Origin of the sequence: Mycobacterium sp. 1081908.1, assembly GCF_001673535.1 — a bacterium.
GTDB lineage: Bacteria > Actinomycetota > Actinomycetes > Mycobacteriales > Mycobacteriaceae > Mycobacterium.
In genome coordinates this window covers 26,067-48,849 of record NZ_LZLY01000077.1, presented here as the reverse complement: position 1 = coordinate 48,849, position 22,783 = coordinate 26,067, and the positions used below count along the sequence as shown (strand labels likewise).

General features: G+C 70.7%; 21 protein-coding genes and 1 pseudogene. 12 read left to right on the top strand and 10 right to left on the bottom strand.

The features are described from left to right. Both A5655_RS10985 and A5655_RS27840 read left to right on the top strand, forming a co-directional pair. On the top strand, positions 1–387 hold a 387-nt coding region (locus tag A5655_RS10985; RefSeq protein ID WP_231999126.1), incomplete at its 5' end, for an MmpS family transport accessory protein. Beyond that, positions 387–557, top strand: a pseudogene (locus A5655_RS27840) (DUF2561 family protein); the annotation flags it as partial. The gene A5655_RS10985 and the pseudogene A5655_RS27840, both read left to right, overlap by 1 nt. A 666-nt stretch (positions 558–1,223) precedes the next feature. Here the strand turns inward: A5655_RS27840 and A5655_RS10975 are convergent. Further along, positions 1,224–1,643 (bottom strand): cytochrome c oxidase subunit 4, encoded by a 420-nt coding sequence (locus tag A5655_RS10975; protein WP_067009543.1) that lies wholly within the window; start codon positions 1,641–1,643, stop codon positions 1,224–1,226. Between the two features lie 8 nt (positions 1,644–1,651). Further along, positions 1,652–2,725 (bottom strand): cytochrome c oxidase subunit II, encoded by a 1,074-nt coding sequence (locus tag A5655_RS10970; RefSeq protein ID WP_067009540.1) that lies wholly within the window; start codon positions 2,723–2,725, stop codon positions 1,652–1,654. 131 nt (positions 2,726–2,856) lie between these two features. Between A5655_RS10970 and asnB the strand changes: the two genes are divergently transcribed. After that, positions 2,857–4,821: an asparagine synthase (glutamine-hydrolyzing) gene (gene asnB, locus A5655_RS10965; protein ID WP_067009537.1), complete on the top strand. Its 1,965-nt coding sequence runs from the start codon at positions 2,857–2,859 to the stop codon at positions 4,819–4,821. 24 nt (positions 4,822–4,845) lie between these two features. Here the strand turns inward: asnB and A5655_RS10960 are convergent, their stop codons facing one another. After that, positions 4,846–5,820, bottom strand: a complete 975-nt coding sequence (locus tag A5655_RS10960; RefSeq protein ID WP_067009534.1) for a carbohydrate kinase family protein — start codon at positions 5,818–5,820, stop codon at positions 4,846–4,848. A gap of 184 nt (positions 5,821–6,004) precedes the next feature. Here A5655_RS10960 and A5655_RS10955 point away from each other — a divergent pair, with 184 nt between their 5' ends. Further along, positions 6,005–6,640, top strand: a complete 636-nt coding sequence (locus tag A5655_RS10955) for a hypothetical protein (RefSeq protein WP_067009531.1) — start codon at positions 6,005–6,007, stop codon at positions 6,638–6,640. A gap of 15 nt (positions 6,641–6,655) precedes the next feature. On the opposite strand, the gene A5655_RS10950 is transcribed toward A5655_RS10955, so the two are convergent. Then, positions 6,656–7,012 (bottom strand): iron-sulfur cluster assembly accessory protein, encoded by a 357-nt coding sequence (locus A5655_RS10950; RefSeq protein WP_066937786.1) that lies wholly within the window; start codon positions 7,010–7,012, stop codon positions 6,656–6,658. Between the two features lie 82 nt (positions 7,013–7,094). Then, positions 7,095–8,171, bottom strand: a complete 1,077-nt coding sequence (locus A5655_RS10945; RefSeq protein ID WP_067009558.1) for a glycerate kinase — start codon at positions 8,169–8,171, stop codon at positions 7,095–7,097. A gap of 192 nt (positions 8,172–8,363) precedes the next feature. Here A5655_RS10945 and A5655_RS10940 point away from each other — a divergent pair, with 192 nt between their 5' ends. From A5655_RS10940 to A5655_RS10925, 4 genes are read left to right on the top strand one after another with little or no spacing between them, the layout of a single operon-like run. Beyond that, complete coding sequence (locus A5655_RS10940) at positions 8,364–9,032, top strand: DUF3043 domain-containing protein (RefSeq protein ID WP_067009555.1); 669 nt, start codon at positions 8,364–8,366, stop codon at positions 9,030–9,032. A gap of 27 nt (positions 9,033–9,059) precedes the next feature. Continuing rightward, positions 9,060–9,596 (top strand): bifunctional adenosylcobinamide kinase/adenosylcobinamide-phosphate guanylyltransferase, encoded by a 537-nt coding sequence (locus tag A5655_RS10935; RefSeq protein WP_067009528.1) that lies wholly within the window; start codon positions 9,060–9,062, stop codon positions 9,594–9,596. Further along, complete coding sequence (gene cobT / locus A5655_RS10930) at positions 9,593–10,651, top strand: nicotinate-nucleotide--dimethylbenzimidazole phosphoribosyltransferase (RefSeq protein ID WP_197508663.1); 1,059 nt, start codon at positions 9,593–9,595, stop codon at positions 10,649–10,651. Before A5655_RS10935 ends, cobT begins: the two co-directional genes overlap by 4 nt. Further along, positions 10,648–11,388 carry an adenosylcobinamide-GDP ribazoletransferase gene (locus tag A5655_RS10925; protein WP_067009522.1) on the top strand — a complete coding sequence of 247 codons (741 nt, stop codon included), beginning with the start codon at positions 10,648–10,650 and terminating at the stop codon, positions 11,386–11,388. Before cobT ends, A5655_RS10925 begins: the two co-directional genes overlap by 4 nt. Positions 11,389–11,470: 82 nt before the next feature. Here the strand turns inward: A5655_RS10925 and A5655_RS10920 are convergent, their stop codons facing one another. Next, positions 11,471–12,577 carry a branched-chain amino acid aminotransferase gene (locus A5655_RS10920; RefSeq protein WP_067009519.1) on the bottom strand — a complete coding sequence of 369 codons (1,107 nt, stop codon included), beginning with the start codon at positions 12,575–12,577 and terminating at the stop codon, positions 11,471–11,473. A gap of 51 nt (positions 12,578–12,628) precedes the next feature. Continuing rightward, complete coding sequence (gene gcvT / locus A5655_RS10915) at positions 12,629–13,723, bottom strand: glycine cleavage system aminomethyltransferase GcvT (RefSeq protein WP_067009516.1); 1,095 nt, start codon at positions 13,721–13,723, stop codon at positions 12,629–12,631. Between the two features lie 44 nt (positions 13,724–13,767). Between gcvT and A5655_RS10910 the strand changes: the two genes are divergently transcribed. Next, complete coding sequence (locus tag A5655_RS10910) at positions 13,768–14,868, top strand: adenylate/guanylate cyclase domain-containing protein (protein ID WP_067009513.1); 1,101 nt, start codon at positions 13,768–13,770, stop codon at positions 14,866–14,868. An 11-nt stretch (positions 14,869–14,879) separates the two neighbouring features. Next, complete coding sequence (locus A5655_RS10905) at positions 14,880–16,430, top strand: leucyl aminopeptidase (protein WP_067009510.1); 1,551 nt, start codon at positions 14,880–14,882, stop codon at positions 16,428–16,430. A 78-nt stretch (positions 16,431–16,508) separates the two neighbouring features. Here A5655_RS10905 and A5655_RS10900 read toward each other — a convergent pair whose 3' ends face one another. Both A5655_RS10900 and A5655_RS10895 read right to left on the bottom strand, forming a co-directional pair. Next, positions 16,509–18,101: an NAD(P)/FAD-dependent oxidoreductase gene (locus A5655_RS10900; protein WP_067009507.1), complete on the bottom strand. Its 1,593-nt coding sequence runs from the start codon at positions 18,099–18,101 to the stop codon at positions 16,509–16,511. A 3-nt stretch (positions 18,102–18,104) separates the two neighbouring features. After that, a complete protein-coding gene (locus tag A5655_RS10895; RefSeq protein WP_231999125.1) occupies positions 18,105–18,569 on the bottom strand; it encodes an SRPBCC family protein in 465 nt (154 codons plus the stop codon). A 133-nt stretch (positions 18,570–18,702) separates the two neighbouring features. On the opposite strand from A5655_RS10895, the gene A5655_RS10890 reads away from it, so the two are divergent. Next, positions 18,703–19,044: an aminopeptidase gene (locus A5655_RS10890; protein WP_067009499.1), complete on the top strand. Its 342-nt coding sequence runs from the start codon at positions 18,703–18,705 to the stop codon at positions 19,042–19,044. Here A5655_RS10890 and A5655_RS10885 read toward each other — a convergent pair. Continuing rightward, positions 19,041–20,813 carry an SDR family oxidoreductase gene (locus tag A5655_RS10885; protein WP_067009496.1) on the bottom strand — a complete coding sequence of 591 codons (1,773 nt, stop codon included), beginning with the start codon at positions 20,811–20,813 and terminating at the stop codon, positions 19,041–19,043. The two genes, A5655_RS10890 and A5655_RS10885, sit on opposite strands and share 4 nt — an antisense overlap. Positions 20,814–20,989: 176 nt before the next feature. Between A5655_RS10885 and sucB the strand changes: the two genes are divergently transcribed. Beyond that, positions 20,990–22,783: a 2-oxoglutarate dehydrogenase, E2 component, dihydrolipoamide succinyltransferase gene (sucB, locus tag A5655_RS10880; protein ID WP_067009493.1), complete on the top strand. Its 1,794-nt coding sequence runs from the start codon at positions 20,990–20,992 to the stop codon at positions 22,781–22,783.

Genomic DNA, 22,783 nt, shown 5'->3' with positions numbered 1-22,783 from the left:
GGTACGCCCCCTCCCCCGCCGCCCCCGCCGCCGCCGCCGGCGACGAGCGCGCCCGCGCCCCCGCCGGCGACCACGACGTCGGCCCCTGCCCCGCCGCCGCCCACGACCCCGGCCGGACCGCGGCAGGTGACCTACTCGGTGACCGGGACCAAGGCCCCCGGCGACATCATCTCGGTGACCTACGTCGACGCGTCGGGCCGGTCGCGCACGCAGCACAACGTGTACATCCCGTGGTCGATGACCGTGACCCCGATCTCGACGTCCGACGTCGGATCTGTCCAGGCGTCCAGCCTCTTCCGGGTCAGCCGGCTCAATTGCTCGATCACCACCAGCGACGGAACGGTGCTGTCGTCGAACAACAACGACTCACCGCAGACGAGCTGCTGATGGTCAGCAGGTATTCCGCCTATCGGCGGGGTTCGGACACCATCCCGCCGGACGTCATCGATCGCATCCTGGTGGGCGCGTGCGCCGCCGTCTGGCTGGTGTTGCTGGGCGTGAGCGGCGCCGCGACCGTCGCCCTGGTGGACCTGGGCCGCGGCTATCACAAGACGGCGGCGGTTTGGTGGTGGTTATCTCGTCCTGCATCGGGGGGGTCGACGGGGCTGTGGTGGTGGCGGGGTTGGCCAGCTTGTTGGTGTCGGTGCGCGTGACGAGCAGCGACACCGAGACCACGAGCGCGATCGCGGCCACGATCGCGGCGATGCCGACCACCCACGGCCAGCGCGGGGCGCGGTGTTCGTCGTCGGCGTCGACGGGCTCGTCGTAGCTGTCGTAGTCGTAGAGCCGCATATCGGCCGGCAGGTACGGGCCGGTGACGAAGTGCTCGGACTCGGGAGCCGAATAGGCCCGCGAATAGGCGTCCGTCTGGCCGGTCTGATCGGCCGCCGCGATTTCGGCGCCGTCGTCGACGGGCTCCAGCTCGTCGTGGGACTCGACCGCGTCTTGTCCCGCGTCGAGGCCGGAGTCCGGTTGGTGGCTGAGGTCGCTGCCGGGATCGGGTTCGTCAGGTTCCCATCCCGGAGGATTCGGCCCGCTCATAGTTGCCTGCCCTGTCCAAGTGCATCACCAGCGCGCGAGGCCCCGCGGCTGCATCGGTGCGCGCGCGCTTGGGAGTTTCTCATGGTGCCTGGGCAAACCCTACCGAACGGGATAGAGCAAAGAAGTCTCGGAAAACGGGCCCGGATCAACTGACGCCCTGATTGTGACCTTTGAGTCGCAAATCAGTGCTTCTCGGGGCCCATGTAGTACTCGAAGACCAGTCCGGCCGCCGTCGCGAGGATGAACACCACCCCCGCGACGATCAACCACGGCAGCCACAGCGCGATGCCGATCGCCGCGACCGAGCCGGCCAGCGCCACCAGAATGGGCCACCAGCTGTGCGGCGCAAAGAAGCCCAATTCCCCTGCACCGTCGCTGATCTCGGCGCCCTCGTAGTCCTCGGGCCGGGTGTCCAGCCGACGCGAGATGAACCAGAAGAAGCTGCCCGTGATGACCGCCAGGCCACCGGTCAGCGCGAGCGCGGTGGTCCCCGCCCACTCCACACCGCCCGTCGCGAACAGCGCGGTCAGGATCCCGTAGAGCACCGCCGACAAGACGAAGAAAGCGGCGATGAATTCGAACAGCCTGGTCTCGATCTTCATTGAGCGTCCTAACCTACTGGTGAGCCTTGGGCCGCTTCACCGCGACGGGTGTCGAACGGGTGGGTGGTCACCGCCAGCGGCGCCTGGGCGATGGCCTGCAGCGCCTCGGCGTTGGTCTTGCCGGCGATCCGTTGCTGCAAGTAGGCCTTGAAGTCGTTGGGCGGCACCACCCGCACCTCGAAGTTCATCATCGAGTGATAGGTGCCGCAGAACTCGGCGCAGTGGCCGACGAACGCGCCGGTCTTCTGGATCTCGTCGACCTGGAACACGTTGACCGAGTTGTTCGCCTCGGGGTTGGGCATCACGTCGCGCTTGAACAGGAATTCCGGCACCCAGAACGTGTGCACCACGTCCGCGGAGGCCAACCGGAATTCGATCTGCTTGCCGGCGGGCAGCACCAGCACCGGGATTTCCGTGGCGGTTCCGAGGATCTCGACCTTGTCGAAATTCAGGTACGTCCGGTCCTGCGGGTTGAGCCCGCGCACGGCGCCGACGCGCTCCTCCCCGTGCTCGTCCTTGCCCTCGGGCTTGGAGACCATCGCGTTCTTGCGTGCCGGGTCGGCGCCGTCGTAGGTCAGTGTGCCGTCCTTGAAGTTGACGCGCTGATAACCGAACTTCCAGTTCCACTGGAAGGAGGTGACGTCGATGACGACCTCGGGGTCCTTCGCGATGTGCAGCATCTTTTCCTGCACCACCACGGTGAAGTAGAACAGCACCGAGATGATGAGGAACGGCGTCACCGTGAGCACCAGCTCCAACGGCATGTTGTAGCCGAACTGGCGGGGCAACTCGGTGTCGGTCGCCTTCTTGCGGTGAAACGCCGACGCCCAGAAGATCAGGCCCCACACGATGACCCCGACGACCAGGGACGCGATCACCGCCCCGACCCACAGCTCCCGGTTGAGGTGGGCCTCCGGCGTGATGCCCTCCGGCCAGCCCATGCCGAGCACCTGCGACCAGCTGCATCCGCTCAGGGTTACCGCCAGCACGCCCAGCGTCGCGGCCAGCGCCAGCGGCCGGAGACGACGCTGGAACCCGCGCTGCGACAGACGTTGCGAACGGACCTGCTCGCGAGGTGTCACGTTGGCGCCTCCTGCTCGGATTCGAATACTACGCAGCGTAGACCACGCCGCTTACGCCGTCGCGCAAACCCCGGCCGGTCCCGGGCGTGCGGCGCCGCGAGCGCGGCCCAAGTGGGGCATACTGGGGCGCCGTGTGTGGTCTGTTGGCGTTCGTGGCGGCCCCGGCCGGTGCCGACGGGCCCCGGGCCGCGGATTCGGGCGCCGCGGCCGACCGCGCCATTTCGGCCGCGCTGCGCCTGATGCGCCACCGCGGGCCGGACGAGCCGGGCGGGTTGTTCGACCCCGACGCCGACGGCTCGGTGGTGTTCGGCTTCAACCGGCTGTCCTTCATCGACATCGCCCATTCGCACCAGCCGCTGCGCTGGGGGCCGCCCGAGGCGCCCGACCGCTACGTGCTGGTGTTCAACGGCGAGATCTACAACTACCTCGAGCTGCGCGACGAGCTGGCCGCCCGGCACGGCGCCGCGTTCGCCACCGACGGGGACGGCGAGTCGATCGTCGCGGGCTACCACCACTGGGGCACCGACGTGCTGCGCAGGCTGCGCGGCATGTTCGCGTTCGCCCTGTGGGACACCGTGACCCGCGAATTGTTCTGCGCCCGAGACCCGTTCGGCATCAAGCCGCTGTTCATGGCCACCGGCACCGGCGGCACCGCGCTGGCCAGCGAGAAGAAATGCCTGATGGACCTGGCCGAGCTGATCGGGTTCGACACCGCCATCGACGAGCGCGCGGTGCAGCACTACACCGTCCTGCAGTACGTGCCGGAGCCCGAGACGCTGCACCGCGGGGTGCGCCGGCTGGAATCGGGCTGCTACGCGCGCATCCGGGCGGGGCAGCCGCCCGAGACCACCCGCTACTTCGCGCCGCGATTTGCCGCCACGCCGATGGCCGCCGACACCGAACAGGCCCGCTACGACGAGATCACCGCGGTGCTGGAGGACTCGGTGGCCAAGCACATGCGCGCCGACGTCACCGTCGGGTCGTTCCTGTCCGGGGGCATCGACTCCACCGCCATCGCGGCGCTGGCCATCCGGCACAACCCCCGGCTGATCACGTTCACCACCGGCTTCGAGCGCGAGGGGTTCTCCGAGATCGACGTCGCGGTGGCCTCGGCCGAGGCCATCGGGGCGCGCCACATCGCCAAGGTGGTCAGCCCCGAGGAGTTCGTCGCCGCCCTGCCCGAGATCGTCTGGTACCTCGACGAACCCGTCGCCGACCCGGCGCTGGTCCCGCTGTTCTTCGTCGCCCGCGAGGCCCGCAAGCACGTCAAGGTGGTGCTGTCCGGCGAGGGCGCCGACGAGCTGTTCGGCGGCTACACCATCTACCGGGAGCCGTTGTCGCTGAAGCCTTTTGACTATCTGCCGCGGCCGCTGCGCCGGTCGATGGGCAAGGTGTCCAAGCCGCTGCCGGAGGGCATGCGCGGCAAGAGCCTGCTGCACCGCGGCTCGCTGACGCTCGAGGAGCGCTACTACGGCAACGCCCGCAGTTTCTCCGACGCGCAGCTGCGCGACGTGCTGCCGGGGTTCCGCGACGAGTGGACCCACACCGACGTGACCGCCTCGGTCTACGCCGAATCCGAAGGCTGGGACCCGGTGGCCCGCATGCAGCACGTCGACCTGTTCACCTGGTTGCGCGGCGACATCCTGGTCAAGGCCGACAAGATGACGATGGCAAACTCGCTGGAGCTGCGGGTGCCGTTCCTGGACCCCGAGGTGTTCGCCGTCGCCTCGCGGCTGCCCGTCGAGGCCAAGATCACCCGAACGACCACCAAGTACGCGCTGCGGCGCGCGCTGGAGCCGATCGTTCCCGCGCACGTGCTGAACCGGCCCAAGCTCGGCTTCCCGGTGCCGATCCGGCACTGGCTGCGCGCCGGCGAACTGCTGGAGTGGGCCTACGCGTCGGTGGACGCGTCGCAGGCCGATCAGCTGGTCGACCTGGCCGCGGTGCGCCGGATGCTCGACGAACACCGAAGCGGCGCAAGCGATCACAGCCGCCGGCTGTGGACGGTGCTGATCTTCATGCTGTGGCACGCGATCTTCGTCGAGCGCAGCGTGGTGCCGCAGATCAGCGAGCCGGTCTACCCCGTCCAGCTCTAGCAACTAGCGCGAGCAGAGTCCTGATTAGGCGAGCACCGCGGCGATCTCGGCGGCCGCTTCCGCGCCGTACGCGCCGGCCAGCCTGCTCTTGGCGACCTCGTGATCCCAGGCCCACTCCTGCGTTCCGGTGGATTCCAGCACCAGCACCGCCACCAGCGAGCCCAGCTGCGCCGAGCGCTCCAGGCTGAGGCCCGCGCTGCGCCCGGTGAGGAAGCCGGCCCGGAATGCGTCGCCGACGCCGGTGGGGTCGACCTGGCTGGTCTCGGGCACCACGTCGACGTGGGTGGTGGTGCCGTCGGGCTCGACCAGGTCCACGCCCTTGGGGCCCAGCGTGGTCACCCGCAGCTCGACCTGCGCCATCACGTCGGCCTCCGTCCAGCCGGTCTTGGACAGCATCAGGTCCCACTCGTAGTCGTTGGTGAACAGGTACTTGGCGCCGTCGGTGAGCGTGCGGATCTCCTCACCGGACAGCCGGGCCAGCTGCTGGGACGGGTCGGCGGCGAAGGCCAGCCCGAGCTTGCGGCACTCCTCGGTGTGCACCTGCATGGCCTCCGGGTCGTTGGCCCCGATGATGACCAGCTCCGGCGTGCCGATGGACGACACCACGTCGGCGAGCTTGATGTTGCGGGCCTCCGACATGGCGCCCGGGTAGAACGACGCGATCTGGGCCATGTCGACGTCGGTGGTGCAGGTGAAGCGCGCGGTGTGCGCGGTCTCGGAGATCAGCACGTTGTCGCAGTTGACGTTGTGCGACACCAGCCAGTCGCGGTAGTCGGCGAAGTCGTCGCCGGCCGCGCCCACCAGCGCGACGTCGCCACCCAGCACGCCGATGGCGAAGGCGATGTTGCCCGCCACCCCGCCGCGATGAATGACCAGGTCGTCGACCAGGAAGCTGAGCGACACCTTCTGCAGGTGCTCGGGCAGCAGCTGCTCGGAAAATCGGCTGGGAAACCGCATCAAGTGGTCGGTCGCAATCGAACCCGTTACCGCGATCGTCACGAAATCTCCTTCGTTAGTAAGGTTATCTAGCTTACTCAGGCGTATCGAGCGTCGTCGCGTAACGGTCCGCGCAAAGTCGTGCGCTAGCCTGCCTAGAAACGACTCAAGCAAGTCACTCAGCCGCCGGGACCCCGCCTTGGCCGCGGCCCGCTCACGGTCCCGCCCACCAGCGTAGGAGAACCACATGGCAGGTCCGCACTGGCCGGACCAGAGTGTCGGCACCGACGGACCAACGCCCCAGTCCCAGCCGCTTGACTTCCCCGATCAGCCCACCGCCGACGCGGGGGCCCCGCCGGCGAACTATGCCGGGCAACCGGTGCCCTATCCGCAGCGACGATCCAAGCGCCGCTTCGTGATCGGCGCGCTGCTGGCCTTCGCGCTGGCGGCCGCGCTGACGCTGGCGATCACCTATGGGGTCCGCACCAACGGGGCCAACACCGGCACCTCGCTGTCCGAGGGCGCGGCCAAGGCGGCGATCCAGGAGTACCTGGACGCGCTCGAGCATCGCGACATCGACGTCATCGTGCGCAACGCGCTGTGCGGCATGTACGACGGCGTGCGCGACAAACGGTCCGACCAGGCCCTGGCCAAGATGAGCAGCGACGCCTTCCGCAAGCAATTCTCCGAGGTGGAACTGACCTCGGTCGACAAGATCGTGTACCTGTCCCAGTATCAGGCCCAGGCGCTGTTCACCATGCGGGTCACGCCGGCTGCCGGCGGCCCGACCCGCGGCGACGTGCAAGGGGTCGCCCAGCTGCTGTTTCAGCGGGGGCAGATCGAGGTCTGCTCGTATGTGCTGCGCACCGGCGGCTCGTACTGAGCCGCCGATCACGGGTCAGTTGAAGGAGTCCCCGCAGGCGCACGAACCGGTGGCGTTGGGGTTGTCGATGGTGAAGCCCTGCTTCTCGATGGTGTCGACGAAGTCGATGGACGCGCCTTCGACGTAGGGCGCGCTCATCCGGTCGACCGTCAGGGTCACGCCGCCGAACTCCGCGGTCAGGTCGCCGTCCAGCGACCGGTCGTCGAAGAACAGGTTGTAGCGCAGCCCGGCGCAGCCGCCCGGCTGGACCGCGATGCGCAGCGCCAGGTCGTCACGGCCCTCCTGGTCCAGCAGGGACTTCGCCTTGGCAGCGGCGGCTTCGGTCAGGATCACGCCGTGGGTCTTGGCGGTTGACTCGTTTTGCACCGTCATTGCTTCTCCTAGTTGGCACTTTTTCTAGATGGTCCTGGTGGCTCGGCGTCCGGGCGATCCGCTCGGGAAAAAGCCCACTGCATCAACGGTACCTTGCGGGACCGCTATTCCCGAGTCGCGCCGCGACCTCCGAGGCCAAACCCATCAGCTGATTGGCCGCGTCGGCCTGCGCCAACCGCACCGAACCGGCGTAATCGGCGATTGACAGCGCGGACATGATGCCCGACGAGCGCACCGCGGAATTCTCCAGGTCGACCTGGCCGGCCAGCACGATCACCGGGATGCCGATCGGGCGGGCCGACTCGGCGAGGTAGCCGACCACCTTCCCGAACAGGGACTGCTCGTCGAACCGGCCCTCACCGGTGACGATCATGTCGGCGGCGTCGAGTTCCTCGGCCAGGCCGGTGTGCTCGGCGATGATCGCCGCGCCCAGCTCACAACGGCCGCCGAGGGCCATCAGGCCGGCCCCGATGCCGCCGGCGGCCCCGGCGCCCGGCTCCGAGCTGACGTCGCGCCCGGCGGCCGCCTCCAGTTCCAGCGCCCACGCCTCCAGGCGGACTTCGAGGGCGGCGACGGCGGCCGTGTCCGCGCCCTTCTGCGGCCCGAACACCCTGGCCGCCCCCCACGGGCCCACCAGCGGGTATTCGGTGTCCGAGGCGGCGATCAGGTCCACGTTGGTCATCCGCTGGCGAGCCTCGGCCAGGCCGCCGAGCTGGGTGATCATCCCCTTCCCGCCGTCGGTGCACGCGCTGCCGCCCAGTCCGACCACGATCCGCGTCGCCCCGGTCCGCAGCGCCTCGTCGATGAGCTGCCCGACGCCGCTGCTGTCGGCGGCCACCGCGGTTTCCGGGGTGGGCGGCCCGCCGAGCAGGTTCAGCCCGCAGGCCTGCGCGCACTCCAGGTACGCGGTCCGCGAGATGCGGTCGAACACCCACGCGGCCTCCACCGTGCTGTCCAGCGGCCCGCACACCTGCAACCGCCGCGTCTGCCCCAGCCGCCGGCCCAGCACCTCGACGAAACCCGGGCCGCCGTCGGACATGGGCGCGACGGTGAACCGATCGCCGGGACGTGACCGCGTCCAGCCGGTCGCGATGGCGGCGGCGGCCTCCACGGCGGACAGGCTGTCCCCGTAGCAATCCGGGGCGACCAAGACCTGCATGGCGGGCAGGCGCAGACGGCCCGGGGCGAGGCCAGCGGCCGCGTCATCCGAGGCCATCGTGCCGTCGTCCATCACAGGTAGCCATTCATCACAGTCAAGCGTAGGGGGTTTGCGTCGCGCTGGCGCATGACCAATAACAACGCATTCCAGGTCCGTTACCGGCCGGTCTCCCCGCGAAGTAACCTGGCCATTGTGAAGCTAATGGGCCGCAAGAAGGGCGAGAACGACGACTTCGACGTTGCGGCGGTCGAGGCCGTCGCTCCCGCCGACGCCGGCGCGCGCCGGACCGGGCCCAAGGGCCGCCCCACGCCCAAGCGCAGCGAGGCGCGGCGCAACGCGAGGAAGGGCCCGATCGCACCGGCACCGATGACCGCGTCCGAGGCGCGGGCCCGGCGCAAGACGCTGGCCGGCCCCAAACTCAGCCGCGAGGAGCGCCGGGCCGAGCGAACCGCCAGCCGCGCGCGGATGACGGATCGCCGCGAGCGCATGATGGCCGGCGAAGAGGCCTACCTGTTGCCGCGCGATCAGGGACCCATCAAGCGCTATGTGCGCGACGTGGTGGACTCCCGGCGCAACGTCCTCGGCCTGTTCATGCCGGCGACGCTGCTTTTGCTGTTCGCCTCGTTCGGTGTGCCGCAGGTGCAGCTGTACGCCTCGCCGGCGATGCTGGTGCTGATGGTCGTGATGGGCGTCGACGGCGTCCTGCTGGGCCGCAAGGTCAGCAGGCTGGTCGACGCGAAGTTCCCCGACAACACCGAAAGCCGTTGGAGGCTGGGCATTTACGCCGCGGGCCGGGCTTCTCAGCTGCGCCGCATGCGGACGCCCCGGCCCCAGGTCGAGCGCGGCGGCAGTGTCGGCTGACCGGCGCCCGAAAGCCGCCTGATCCCGGTGCGCACCCTGGTGCTCGGCGGCATCAGATCGGGCAAGTCCCGCTGGGCCGAGGAGGCGATCGCCACGTCGCTGCCACCGGGCGAGCCGGTGCGCTACCTGGCCCCCCGCGTGACCGGCGAGGCCGACGCGGACTGGGCGGACCGCGTCGCGCGACACCGCGACCGCCGCCCAGCGCATTGGTCGACGGTCGAAACCGACGACGTGACGGGCCAATTGCGCCAGTCGCCCGGTAGCCCGACGCTCGTCGACGACCTCGGCGGCTGGCTCACCGGCACGCTGGACCGCAACAACGCGTGGGACGACGGGTCGGTGGCGGGCCCCGTGGACGAAATGCTGGCCGCGGTAACCGAATTCGGTTCCACGCTGGTGCTGGTCAGCCCGGAGGTCGGGTTGACCGTGGTCCCGGCCACCGCGTCCGGGCGACGCTTCGCCGACGAACTGGGCAGCCTGAACCAGCGCATCGCCGAGCTGTGCGATCGGGTGGTGCTGGTGGTGGCCGGGCAGGCGGTGCAGATCAAGCCGTCGGGAACCTGATGGAATTCGCCCCGGTATCGCCGCCCGACGCGGACGCCGCCGCAGCAGCCCGCGCCCGACAGGACACGCTGACCAAGCCGCGCGGCGCCCTGGGCCGCCTCGAGGACCTGTCGGTCTGGGTGGCCTCCTGCCAGGGGCAGTGTCCGCCAAGGCAATTCGAGCGCGCCCGGGTGGTGGTCTTCGCGGGTGATCACGGCGTCGCACGCTCGGGGGTGTCGGCGTACCCGTCTCAGGTGACCGCCCAGATGGTCGACAACATCGAGGCCGGCGGCGCGGCGATCAACGCGCTGGCCGGCATCGCCGGCGCGACGGTGCGGCTGGCGGACCTGGCGGTCGACGCCGAGGCGGCCTCGGACCGGATCGGCGCCCACAAGGTGCGGCGCGGCAGCGGCGACATCACCACGCACGACGCGCTGTCCGACGCCGAGACGATCGCCGCGATCGCCGCGGGCCGGGCCATCGCCGACGAGGAGGTCGACGCCGGCGCCGACCTGCTGATCGCGGGCGACATGGGGATCGGAAACACCACCGCGTCGGCGGTTTTGGTGGCGGCGCTGACCAACGCCGAGCCGGTCGCCGCGGTCGGCTTCGGGACCGGGATCGACGACGCGGGCTGGGCGCGCAAGACCGCCGCGGTACGCGACGCCCTGTTCCGGGCGAACCGCGTGCTGCCCGACCCGGTCGGGCTGCTGCGCTGTTGCGGCGGCGCGGATTTGGCCGCGATGGCCGGCTTCTGCGCGCAGGCCGCGGTGCGGCGCACCCCGCTGCTGCTCGACGGCATGGCCGTGACCGCTGCCGCGCTGGTCTCCGAGCGCCTGGCGCCCGGCGCCCGGCGCTGGTGGCAGGCCGGTCATCGGTCGACCGAGCCGGGCCACCAGCTGGCGCTGACCGCCCTGGAATTGGACCCCATCCTGGACCTGCGCATGCGGCTGGGCGAGGGAACCGGCGCCGCCGTGGCCCTGCCGGTGCTACGCGCGGCGGTGGCCGCGCTGTCGTCGATGGCGACGTTCGCGCAGGCCGGGGTGGCCGGTCCGTCCGACCCGCCGGCTCAGTGATGCGTTCCCTGGCAACGGCTTTCGCTTTCGGCACGGTGCTGCCCGTACCAGGTGGGACCAACGCGCCGATGGGCCGCGGCGCCATGACCGCGCTGCCCGTGGTCGGCGCCGCGCTGGGGGCGTTGGCCGCGGGCGTAACCTGGTGCGGCGCAGCAGTTTTCGGCCCGTCCAGCCCGCTGGCCGGCCTGCTCGCCGTGGCGGCGCTGCTGCTGGCGACCCGGGGGCTGCACATCGACGGCGTCGCCGACACCGCCGACGGGCTGGGCTGTTACGGCTCACCGCAGCGCGCGCTGGCGGTGATGCGCGACGGGTCGACGGGGCCGTTCGGGGTGGCAGCCGTCGTGCTGGTGATCGTGTTGCAGGGGTTGGCCTTCGCGGCGCTGAAGCCGTCGGGCATTGTGCTGGCGGTGTTTTCCGGCCGGGTGGCGGCCGTGCTGGCTTGCCGCCGGTCGGTGCCGGCGGCCGAGGGCAGCGCGCTGGGCGCGCGGGTGGCCGGGAGTCAGCCCGGGCCGGTGGCGGCGGCCTGGGTCGCGGCGCTGCTGGCGGTCTCGGTGCTGGCGGGTTCGCGGCCGTGGCAGGGACCGGTGGCGGTGCTGGTTGCGGTGGGCTGCGGCGCGGCGCTGGTGGCGCACTGCGTGCGCCGGTTCGGCGGCATCACCGGCGACGTGCTGGGCGCCGCGATCGAACTCACCACCACGGTCAGCGCCCTGGTTTTGGCGGGTTTGGTGCGCTTCTAGCCGACCCCCGCGCGCGAACGTGCGGCCAGCCGCACACTCGCGTCCCAACGTGCGGCCAGCCGCACGTTCGCCGCCTAGGCCCCTAGCCGAGCCGGGCCATCCAGCCGTGGGTGTCGGCGAAGGTGCCCCGCTGGATCCCGGTCAGCGTGTCGCGCAGCGCCATCGTCACCTCACCGGGTTGCCCGTCGGCGATCGTGAACTCGGCGTCCCCGTACTTGACCCGCGACACCGGGGTGATGACGGCGGCGGTGCCGCACGCGAACACCTCGGTGATCTCGCCGGCGGCGGCCTTCTTCTGCCACTCGTCGATGTCGATCCTGCGTTCCTCGACGGCAAACCCGGCGTCAATGGCCAACTGCAGCAACGAATCCCGTGTGATGCCGGGCAGCAGCGAGCCGGACAGCTCCGGGGTGACCAGCCGCGCCGATCCGCCGCTGCCGAGCACGAAGAACAGGTTCATCCCGCCCATCTCCTCGATGAAGCGGCGCTCGACGGCGTCCAGCCACACCACCTGGTCGCAATCGTGCTCGGCGGCCTCGGCCTGAGCCAGCAGCGACGCGGCGTAGTTCCCGCCGAACTTGGCCGCGCCGGTGCCGCCCGGGCTGGCCCGCACGTACTCCGTCGACACCCACACGGTGACGGGGCTGATCCCGCCCTTGAAGTAGGCGCCGGCCGGCGACGCGATCAGCAGGTAGCGATACTGCTTGGCCGGCCGCACGCCCAGCCCGGGCTCGGTCGCGAAGATGAACGGCCGCAGATACAGCGCCTCCTCGCCGCCGGCCGGCGGCACCCAGGCCTTGTCCACGGCGACCAGCTGGCACAGCGATTCGACGAACAGGTCTTCGGGCAGCTCGGGAATCGCCAGCCGCCGCGCCGACGAGCGCATCCGGGCCGCGTTCGCCTCGGCGCGAAACGACACCACGGAGCCGTCGGCCCAGCGGTAGGCCTTGAGGCCCTCGAACACTTCCTGGGCGTAGTGCAGCACGATCGCCGACGGGTCCAGTTCGATCGGGCCGTACGGGATTACGCGCGGGTTGTGCCAGCCCCGGCCCTCGGCGTAGTCGATCGACACCATGTGGTCGGTGAAGTACTTGCCGAAACCCGGGTCGGCCAGGATTGATTCGCGTTCGGCGTCGGTCGCCGGGTCGGAGGCGCGTAGAACCGTGAACTCGGGCGAGTCGCTGGTCATGGGGCCGATTCTATATCCGCGCGCCACCGGGTTTTTGCCATCGAACGGGCGCTAACGCGTTTTCACCGCGACGAACGGCGGGCGCACGACCTCGCATTCGGCGGCCCGGCCGCGGACGTCGACCGTAACGCGCTGGCCGTCGTCGATTCCCGCGTCGCTGTCGATCAACGCCAGCGCGATGCCGATTTGCAGTGTCGGAGAGAACGTCCCGGACGTGGTGACCCCGACCGGCCGCTCCCCCGCCAGGACCGTCAGCCCGGGGCGCAGCACGCCGCGGCCGACCATCCGCAGCCCGCGCAGCAGTCGCCGCGGGCCCGCGGCTTTCTCGGCCAGCAGCGCCTCGCGGCCGAAGAACGCATCCTTCTTCCAACCGATCGCCCAGCCGCAGCGGGCCTGCAGCGGCGAGATGTCGAGCGAAAGTTCGTGCCCGTGCAGCGGATAGCCCATCTCGGTGCGCAGCGTGTCGCGGGCGCCCAGCCCGGCGGGCTCTCCCCCGGCAGCGCGCACCGCCCCGACCAGCCCGTCGAACACCACCCCCGCGGAGTCCCACGGCGGCAGCAGCTCGTAGCCGTGCTCCCCGGTGTATCCGGTGCGGCAGACGCGCACCGGCATCCCCGAGTACGAGGCGTCGGCGTAGCCCATGTAATCCATATCGGTCGGCAGGCCCAGCTCGCCGAGGACGTCCGCCGATCGCGGGCCCTGCACGGCCAGCACCGCATACGAGCGATGCTCGTTGGTGATGGTCAGCGCGGGCGGGGCCGCCGCCCGCAGCGCGTCGACCACCGCGGCGGTGTTCGCGGCGTTGGGCACCAGGAAGATTTCGTCGTCGTCGACGTAGTAGGCGATCAGGTCGTCGACGACGCCGCCGGATTCGGTGCAGCACAGGGTGTATTGCGCCTTGCCCGGCCCGATGCGGCTCAGGTCGTTGGTGAGCGCGGAGTTGACGAACGCGGCGGCGCCGGGCCCGCGGACCGACGCCTTGCCCAGGTGGCTGACGTCGAACAGGCCGACCGCGTTGCGGGTGGCGTTGTGTTCGCTGACGGTGCCGGCGTAGGACACCGGCATCAGCCAGCCGCCGAACTCCGCGAAGTTTGCGCCCAGGTCGCGATGGCGGTCGTCCAGCGGTCCGTGCTGCAGCTCCGTCACGACGCCTTACCCTAATCGGCTGCACTGCTGGCACACTTGGGCAGGTGTCCGATCCGCTGGACTTCGACGAGCTAGAGGCCGCGGGTATCGCGAGCCCCCGCGAGCGGGCCGACCTGATCAAATACCTGGATGATCTGGGCTTCACCGCCGACGAAATGGTCGAAGCCGAGCGCCGCGGCCGCCTGTTCGGGCTCGCCGGCGACGTCCTGGCGTGGTCGGGACGCCCGATCTACACGCTGCAGGCGGCGGGCGAGCAACTTGGCATATCGGCCGACGACGTGGCGCACGCCTGGGCGTTGCTCGGCCTGACCGTCGCCGGCCCCGACATTCCCGTGCTGAGCCAGTCCGACGTCGACGCCCTGTCGACCTGGCTTGCGCTCAAGGCGGTCGTCGGCGAGGACGGCGCGTTCGGCCTGCTGCGGGTGCTGGGCGCCGCCATGGCCCGCCTGGCGGAGGCCGAGGGGACGATGATCCGCGCCGGGACGCCGGACATCCAGATGAACTACACCCACGACGAGCTCGCCACGGCGCAGGCGTACCGCTCGGTCGCCGAGTTCGTGCCTCGCATCGGCGCCCTGATCGACGTGGTGCACCGCCATCACCTGACCAGCGCCCGAACCTATTTCGAGGGCGTCCTCCAGGACACGACGGCCAGCGTGGTGTGCGGCATCGGTTTTGCGGACCTGTCCAGCTTCACCGCGCTGACGCAGGCGCTAACGCCCGCGGAATTGTCGGATTTGCTCACCGAGTTCGGCGCCACCGTCGCGGACGTGGTGCACGCCGACGGCGGGCGGGTGGTGAAGTTCATCGGCGACGCCGTGATGTGGGTGTGCTCGTCGCCGGAGGGGCTCGCGAAGGCGGCGCTCGATCTGGTCGACCATCCGCGGGCGCGGGAGGAGGGCCTGCAGGTGCGCGCGGGCCTGGCGTACGGCGCGGTGCTGGCCATCAACGGCGACTACTTCGGCATCCCGGTGAACCTGGCCGCCCGGCTGGTGGCGGCCGCGTCGCCGGGGCAGATCTTGGCCGCTGCCGAGTTGCACGAGAAGTTGCCGGACTGGTCCGCGGTCGCACACGGGCCCTTGACGCTCAAGGGTTTCGAGGAGCCGGTGACCGCCTTCGATCTGCGCCCACCAGCGGTTGACTAAGGTGACATGCCGTGACCACCACCGAACCTGGCTACCACGCCCCCACCGTCAACGTCGCCACTTCGCTGCCGAAACGCAGTGCGGGTTCGACGGTATTGCTGGTGCCGGTCGTCTCGACCGGCGACGAGGACAAGCCGGGCGCGGTCGTCACCGCCGCCGAGGCGTTCCTGTCCGATGAGGCGGTCGCCGAGATCCAGGACGGCCTGAAGGCGCTGGAGGCCACCGGCGGCAGTGAGCAGGTACACCGGTTGGTGGTGCCGTCGCTGCCGGTGTCCAGCGTGCTGACGATCGGCCTGGGAAAGCCGCGCACCGAGTGGCCGGCCGACACCATCCGCCGCGCCGCCGGCGCGGCGGCCCGGTCGCTGGGAACCGCCGAGGCGGTGATCACCACGCTGGGCGAGCTGCCGGGCGACGGCGTCTGCTCGGCCGCCGTGGAGGGGCTGGTGCTGGGCAGCTACCGGTTCACCGAGTTCCGCAGCGAGAAGACCGCGCCGAAGGACAAGGGGCTGCGCAAGCTCACGGTCCTGGCCACCGCCAAGGACGCCAAGAAGGAAAGCGCACACGGCGCCGCCGTCGCGGCCGCGGTCGCCACCGCCCGGGATCTGGTCAACACTCCGCCGAGTCACCTGTTTCCGGCCGAATTCGCTAAGCGCGCAAAGGCTTTGGGCGAATCGGTCGGCCTCGAGGTGGAGGTGCTCGACGACAAGGCGCTGCAGAAGGCCGGCTACGGCGGGGTGATCGGCGTCGGGCAGGGCTCGTCGCGCCCGCCGCGGCTGGTGCGGCTGATCCATCGCGGCTCGAAGCTGGCCAAGAAATCGAAACAGGCCAAGAAGGTGGCGCTGGTCGGCAAGGGCGTCACGTTCGACACCGGCGGCATCTCGATCAAGCCGGCGGCGTCGATGCACTACATGACCTCGGACATGGGTGGCGCGGCCGCCGTCATCGCGACAGTCGCGCTGGCCGCGCAGCAGCAGCTGCCCATCGACGTGATCGCGACCGTGCCGATGGCCGAGAACATGCCGTCGGCCACGGCGCAGCGCCCCGGCGACGTGCTGACGCAGTATGGCGGGATCACTGTCGAGGTGCAGAACACCGACGCCGAGGGCCGGCTCATCCTGGCCGACGCGATCGTGCGGGCGTGTGAGGACAGCCCCGACTACCTGATCGAGACGTCCACGCTGACCGGCGCGCAGACGGTGGCGCTGGGCGCACGGATTCCCGGGGTGATGGGCAGCGACGAGTTCCGCGACCGGGTCGCCGCGATCTCGCAGCGAGTGGGCGAGAACGGCTGGCCGATGCCGCTGCCCGACGAGCTCAAGGACGACCTGAAGTCCACCGTGGCCGACCTGTCCAACATCAGCGGCCAGCGCTTCGCCGGCATGCTGGTCGCCGGGGTTTTCCTGCGCGAATTCGTCGCCGACGGCGTGCAGTGGGCGCACCTCGACGTCGCCGGGCCGGCCTACAACACCGGCAGCCCGTGGGGGTACACGCCCAAGGGCGCCACCGGCGTGCCGACCCGCACCATGTACGCGGTGCTAGAGGACATCGCCGAGAACGGCTGAGCCCTCAGCGCCCGCCGAGCGCCGCGCTGGCGCGGCGCTGGGCGCCGAACGCCGCGCCAGCGTGACGCTCGGGGCTGCCTAGTTCGTCAGCCGCTTGAGGACCGCCCGGCCCAGCTTGCGGCGCGGCCAGCCCGTGACGCCGGCGGCGGCCAGCGCCGCGTTGGCCGCGTTGCGCCCGCACGCGCCGTGCACCGAGCCGCCCGGCGTCGCCGAAGCGCTGCCCAGATACAGCCCCTCGACCGGGGTTTCGGCGCGGCCCAGCCCGGGCGCCGGGCGAAAGATCAGCATCTGCTGCAGCTGCGCGGTTCCGCCGTTGAGGGCGCCCAGATGCAGGTTGGCGTCGCTGGCCTCCAGGTCCGACGGGCGCTGCACGAACCGGTCGATCACCGCCGCGCCGAAACCGGGAGCGTGCTCTTCGATGACGCGGTCCACCGACTTGGCCAGCCGCTCTGCCGCCGCGTCGTCGGCCACGTTGCGCGGCAAATGCGTGTAGGCCCAAACGCTTTCGGTTCCGGTCGGCGACCGGCTCGGGTCGGCGGCGGTGGTCTGGCCCAACAGCATGAACGGGCGCTCGGGCACCACCCGGGTGTTCAGGTCGGCCATCCAGCGCACCAGCCCGTCGGCGTCGGCCCCCAGGTGCACGGTGCCCACGCCCCGCAGGCTTTCCGATCGCCACGGGATGGGACCGTCCAGCGCATAGTTGACCTTCACCACCGGCGGATCCCAGACGTAGTGCTCGAGCTCGCGGCGCAACCCGGCCGGGACCGCATCGGCGGGCAGCATGTCGCAAAACAGCCGCGGCGCCGTCACGTCGGCCACGATCGCCCGGCGCGCGCGGACCGTCCGGCCACCGGCGGTGGTCACCGCGACCGCCCGCCCACCGCGCACCCGGATGCCGGATACGTTCTCGCCGCACTCGATTCGCGCGCCGGCCGAACGGGCGCGGTTCACCAGCGCCGCCGTCAGCTGACCCGATCCGCCGACGGGCACGGGCCAGCCGACGTCCTGGGCGAGCATCGTCATCAGAAACCCCATGGCGCCGCTGATGGGTGCGTCCGGGGGCGCGTCGGCGTGCATCGCGTTGCCCAGCAACAGGATTCGCGGCGCCTCGCCGTCGAACAGCTCGTCCACCATGGTGTTGGCCGGCTGGATCAACAGGCGGGCGAGCCGGACCGCGTCGGCGGTCCCGAGCTTCCGCAGCAGCCGCAGCATCGGGCGCACCGGCGGGAACGGCGCCAGCATCGCGTCCAGCAGCGGCGATGAGATCTTGCGCCACAATTCCACCGCGCGCCACCAATTGTCGCCGTCGGCGGGCTCGCGGCGCGCCAATTCGCTTGCGGTGCGGGCCGGGTCGCGGTAGATGATCGGCGGGTCGTCGTCGGCCGCGCTGCGCGGATGGCCCACCACCGCCGGCGCGTGTGACCACCGCAGCCCGTGGTCTTCCAGGTGCAGCGCCGCCATCGCGGGCGACGCCACCGTCATCGGGTAGAACGAGCTGAACAGATCGGTGATGTATCCCGGGGTCAGCTCGGCGCTGCGCACCGCGCCGCCCGGTTCCGGCTGGGCCTCGAGCACGAGCACGTCCCACCCCGCGTCGGCCAGCATCGACGCGGCCACCAACCCGTGATGCCCCGCCCCGATGACGACGGCGTCGGCCGTCTCGTCGGCCACTGCCTATTTGACCTGGCTGGGCTCGAGGCGTTTGGCAAGCGCGGCCAACCGCCACAGGCATTCCCGGTTGCGCGGATAGACGGCGGCCAGGGCCAGCCGGTCGGGGACGAGCCGCAGCGGCCCGGAGGCCGGCGTCTCGATCATTTCGATGCGGCATCCGTCCGGGATATCCTTCAGCCGCAACGTTATTCGCGCCGAGCCGAGTGCGCTGAGCCCGGCCCGGAGCACGAGTTCCTCACCGGGAGTGCAGCTTTCGACCACCGTCTCGTCGCTGATTACCAGCGGCCACACCCCGACCGAGTGCTTGATGGCGGAGCCGGGCTCCGGCCAGTGCGGGTCGACCGCCCGGGTCCGGCTGTTGCCCACCACCCACTGCGCATACGTCCATCCGTCGCTCATCGCATCCCAGACCTGCTGGCGCGAGGCATCCACCTCGCGGGTGGTCGCCATCTGTCGGGTCGCCGTCATTGAAAATCCTTTCGCACCGCCGTGATGCCTACGGATACCCCGGTCGGCGGGAACCATGCGCGGCGCCGGTTTAGCGGCCGCGGCCAGCGGCTATTACGCCGTAACCACACTCGCGTACGACGGGAGGCCAACAGTGACTGTGCGACGGATGATCATCGCAGTGGGCGCCGTGCTCCTGCTGGCCGGCGTCATCGGGCTACTGGTTCCGGTGTCGGTATCGGACAGCAACGGCAATTCCGTCTCATGCGGGAACGGAATCGCCATGGACCTGTCCAGCGCCAGGAGCGCCAACGACAAGAACGGCGCCAACATCCCGATCCTCAACCAGGTCCTCCCACACACCGACTATGTGGCGCAATGCCAGTCGTCGGTAAACAGCCGGCGCAGCTGGGCCATCCCGTTGGCCGTCATCGGGGTCGTCGGGATCGGCGGTGCGCTGCTGGTGCGACGGCAGGCGGGGTCGAGGGCCGTCTAGATGACCCGCACGCGCGCGGCGTTGCGCAACGCCTGCGGCGCCACGCGGGACAGGCCGTAGACCGCGTAGGCTTCCGGCGCGACGGGCCGAATCGGCTTCTTCTTCTTGACCGACGACAGGATCGCCTTGGCGACCTTGTCCGGCCCGTAGTGGCGTAGCGCGAACATCCGGCCGATCTGGCCGCGCCGGTCGTCGACCTGCTCGTCCTTGCCCACCGGGGCGGCGAAGCGGGTGGTGCTGATGATGTTGGTGTTGATGACGCCGGGGCAGATAGTGGTCAGCCCGACCCCGGCCGCGTCGAGTTCGGCCCGCAGGCAGTCCGAGAACATATAGGTGGCGGCCTTGGACGTGCAGTAGGCGCTCAGGGACCCCAGCGGCGAAAAGGCGGCCATGGACGCCACGTTGACGATGTAGCCGCCGGTGCCGCGCTCGACCAGGCGGCGGCCGAAGGACCGGCAGCCGTTGACGACGCCGCCCAGGTTGATGTCGAGCACCCGGTCGAACTGCTCGGCGGGGGTGTCCAGGAATCCGCCGGCGGCGCCGATGCCGGCGTTGTTGACCACGATGTCGGGCACGCCGTGTTCGGCGCTGACGCGCTCGGCGAAGGCCTCGACCGCGTCGGCGTCGGACACGTCGAGCACGTACGCGTGCGCGACGCCGCCGCGCGCGGTGATCTCGGCGGCGGTCTCCTTGACGGTCGCCTCGTCGATATCGCTGACGACCAGCTCGGCGCCCTCGCGGGCGAAGGCGAACGCGGTCTCCCGCCCGATGCCGCTGCCCGCGCCGGTGACCGAGACCAGGGTGTCGCCGAAGTACTCGCGGGGACGCCCGACCTGCGCGCGCAGCATCGCCCGGCTGGGGGACTTGCCCGCGGCCAGGTCGGCGAAGTCGTGCACCGCGGCCGCCATCACCTGCGGGTGCGACATCGGCGAGAAGTGGCCGGCCCTGATGTCGCGGCGCCACAACCGCGGCACCCAGCGCGCGGTTTCGTCGAACGAGTAGGGCCGCACGTACTTGTCGCGGGTGTTGACGATGAGCTGCACGGGCACGTCGATGGTCTGCGGCCGGCCACGCATGGAGAACGAGCGAAAGTAGTTGGCGGGGTAGGTCTTCACCGAACGGGCGGCGTCGGAGGCCAGCTTGTCCGAGTGGTGGATCTTTTCGGCGGGGATGTTGTCGACGGCGTTGCGCCGCAGCGCCGGGACCGACAGCGCGAGCCGCAGGCACAGGGGCGCCAGCACCGGGATCGAGAAGAACACCATGTAGGTCAGCCGCAGCGCCTGGGTGATGGAGCGCAGGAACCTCCGCGGGCGCCAGGGCCGGCGCAGCCCGCTGAACATGTAGTCGACCAGCTGCTCGTGGCTCGGGCCGGACACCGACGTGAACGAGGCGACCCGGTCGCCCGCGCCGGGCCGTTTGAGGTACTCCCAGATGCCCACCGAACCCCAGTCGTGGGCCAGCACGTGCACCGGCTGGCCGGGGCTCAGCTCGCCGATCACGGCGGCGAAGTCGTCGGCGAACCGGGCCATGGTGTAGGCCGAGACCGCCTTGGGCGCCGACGTCATGCCGACGCCACGGTTGTCGTAGCGGATGACGCGGAACCGCTCGGCCAGCTGTGGGACGACGCCATCCCACAGCACGTGCGAGTCGGGGAAGCCGTGCACCAGCACCACCGTCGGGCCCTCGCGGTTGCCCTCCTCGTATACCGCGACGCGCACGCCGTCGGTGCTGTCGACGAACCGCTGGGGTACCTGTCGTAGCGCCGGCATCGAACCTCCCCGCTCTCACTGGCCGCTGCGCCAGTGGCCACACCGTAGCAAGCGGGCCCGCGCCGACCGGGCACCCGAGCGCTGTCCGCCCTGGATGTGTGCCGACGAATGCGCGGTGACAGGATAGTTTTGAGATGTTCGACGCGCCCCGACCTACGATCGAGGAGTCAGAAAAGATGGCCTTCTCCGTCCAGATGCCGGCACTCGGTGAGAGCGTCACCGAGGGGACGGTCACCCGCTGGCTAAAGCAGGAAGGCGACACGGTCGAACTCGACGAACCGCTCGTCGAGGTGTCGACCGACAAGGTGGACACCGAAATACCGTCGCCGGCCGCGGGCGTGCTGACCAAGATCGTCGCGCAGGAGGACGACACGGTCGAGGTCGGCGGCGAGTTGGCCGTCATCGGCGACGCGGGCGAGCAACCCCAGGCCCAGCCCCAGGCGCCCAGCCAGCCGGAGCCCCAGCCGGAGCCGGAGCCGGAACCGGAACCGGAGCCGCAGGCCCAGGCCGAGCCCCAGCCCGCCCAGCCGGCGGCGCCGTCGCAGCCGGCCCCGTCGGGCGGTTCCGGCGACTCCAAGCCGGTGCTGATGCCCGAACTCGGCGAGTCGGTGGCCGAAGGCACCGTGACCCGCTGGCTGAAGAAGGTCGGCGACTCGGTTCAGGTCGACGAGCCGCTGGTGGAGGTGTCCACCGACAAGGTGGACACCGAGATTCCGTCGCCGGTGGCCGGTGTCCTGGTCAGCATCACCGCCGAGGAGGACGCGACGGTCCCGGTCGGCGGCGAGCTGGCGCGGATCGGTGCGGGAACCGACGCCGGACCGCCGGCTCCCTCCGCTCCCCCGGCGCCGCCCGCACCCAAGCCCGAACCCAAGCCGGAGCCAAAACCCGAACCCAAGCCGGAGCCCGCGGCGGCGAAACCGGCGCCCGCACCGGCGCCGCAACCCGAGCCGGCACAGGCCCCGCCCGCCGCGGCGCCGACCGGCGGCGCGAGTCCGGACGGCTCGCCCTATGTGACACCGCTGGTGCGAAAGCTGGCCAGCGAGAACAACATCGACCTCGCCCAGGTCGCCGGCACCGGCGTCGGCGGTCGCATCCGCAAGCAGGACGTGCTCGCGGCCGCACAGAAGAGGGAGGAAGCGAAGAAGGCGCCCGCGCCCGCAGCCGCCGCGGCGCCCGCCGCCGCCCCGGCCGCGGACGGCAAGGCGGCTCCCGCGGCCGCGCCCAGCCCGGCGGCCGCCCTGGCCCACCTGCGCGGCACCACCCAGAAGGCCAGCCGGATCCGTCAGATCACCGCGGCCAAGACGCGCGAATCGCTGCAGGCCACGGCCCAGCTCACCCAGACCCACGAGGTCGACATGACCAAGATCGTGGGGCTGCGGGCCCGGGCCAAGTCCGCGTTCGCCGAGCGCGAGGGGGTCAACCTGACCTACCTGCCGTTCATCGCCCGCGCCGTGATCGACGCCCTCAAGATCCACCCCAACATCAACGCCAGCTACAACGAGGAAACCAAGGAGATCACCTACTACGACGCCGAGCACCTGGGCTTCGCCGTCGACACCGAGCAGGGCCTGCTCTCCCCCGTCGTCCACAACGCCGGTGACCTGTCGCTGGCCGGGCTGGCCAGGGCCATCGCCGACATCGCCGAGCGCGCCCGGTCGGGCAACCTGAAGCCCGACGAGTTGTCCGGCGGGACGTTCACCATCACCAACATCGGCAGCCAGGGCGCCCTGTTCGACACCCCGATCCTGGTTCCGCCGCAGGCGGCCATGCTGGGCACCGGGGCGATCGTCAAGCGGCCGCGGGTGATCGTGGACGAGTTCGGCAACGAGTCGATCGGCGTCCGCTCGATCTGCTACCTGCCGCTGACCTACGACCACCGCCTGATCGACGGGGCCGACGCCGGACGTTTCCTCACCACGATCAAGAACCGACTCGAAGAGGGAGCCTTCGAGGCTGACCTGGGGCTGTGA

What these genes read in the sequence shown, in the direction of transcription:
- A5655_RS10975 (WP_067009543.1), bottom strand. Translation starts at nt 1,643, where the DNA reads ATGAAGATCGAGACCAGGCTGTTCGAATTCATCGCCGCTTTCTTCGTC.
- A5655_RS10955 (WP_067009531.1), top strand. Translation starts at nt 6,005, where the DNA reads ATGGCAGGTCCGCACTGGCCGGACCAGAGTGTCGGCACCGACGGACCA.
- A5655_RS10950 (WP_066937786.1), bottom strand. Translation starts at nt 7,012, where the DNA reads ATGACGGTGCAAAACGAGTCAACCGCCAAGACCCACGGCGTGATCCTG.
- A5655_RS10945 (WP_067009558.1), bottom strand. Translation starts at nt 8,171, where the DNA reads ATGCAGGTCTTGGTCGCCCCGGATTGCTACGGGGACAGCCTGTCCGCC.
- A5655_RS10920 (WP_067009519.1), bottom strand. Translation starts at nt 12,577, where the DNA reads ATGACCAGCGACTCGCCCGAGTTCACGGTTCTACGCGCCTCCGACCCG.
- A5655_RS10895 (WP_231999125.1), bottom strand. Translation starts at nt 18,569, where the DNA reads ATGACGGCGACCCGACAGATGGCGACCACCCGCGAGGTGGATGCCTCG.
- A5655_RS10885 (WP_067009496.1), bottom strand. Translation starts at nt 20,813, where the DNA reads ATGCCGGCGCTACGACAGGTACCCCAGCGGTTCGTCGACAGCACCGAC.
- sucB (WP_067009493.1), top strand. Translation starts at nt 20,990, where the DNA reads ATGGCCTTCTCCGTCCAGATGCCGGCACTCGGTGAGAGCGTCACCGAG.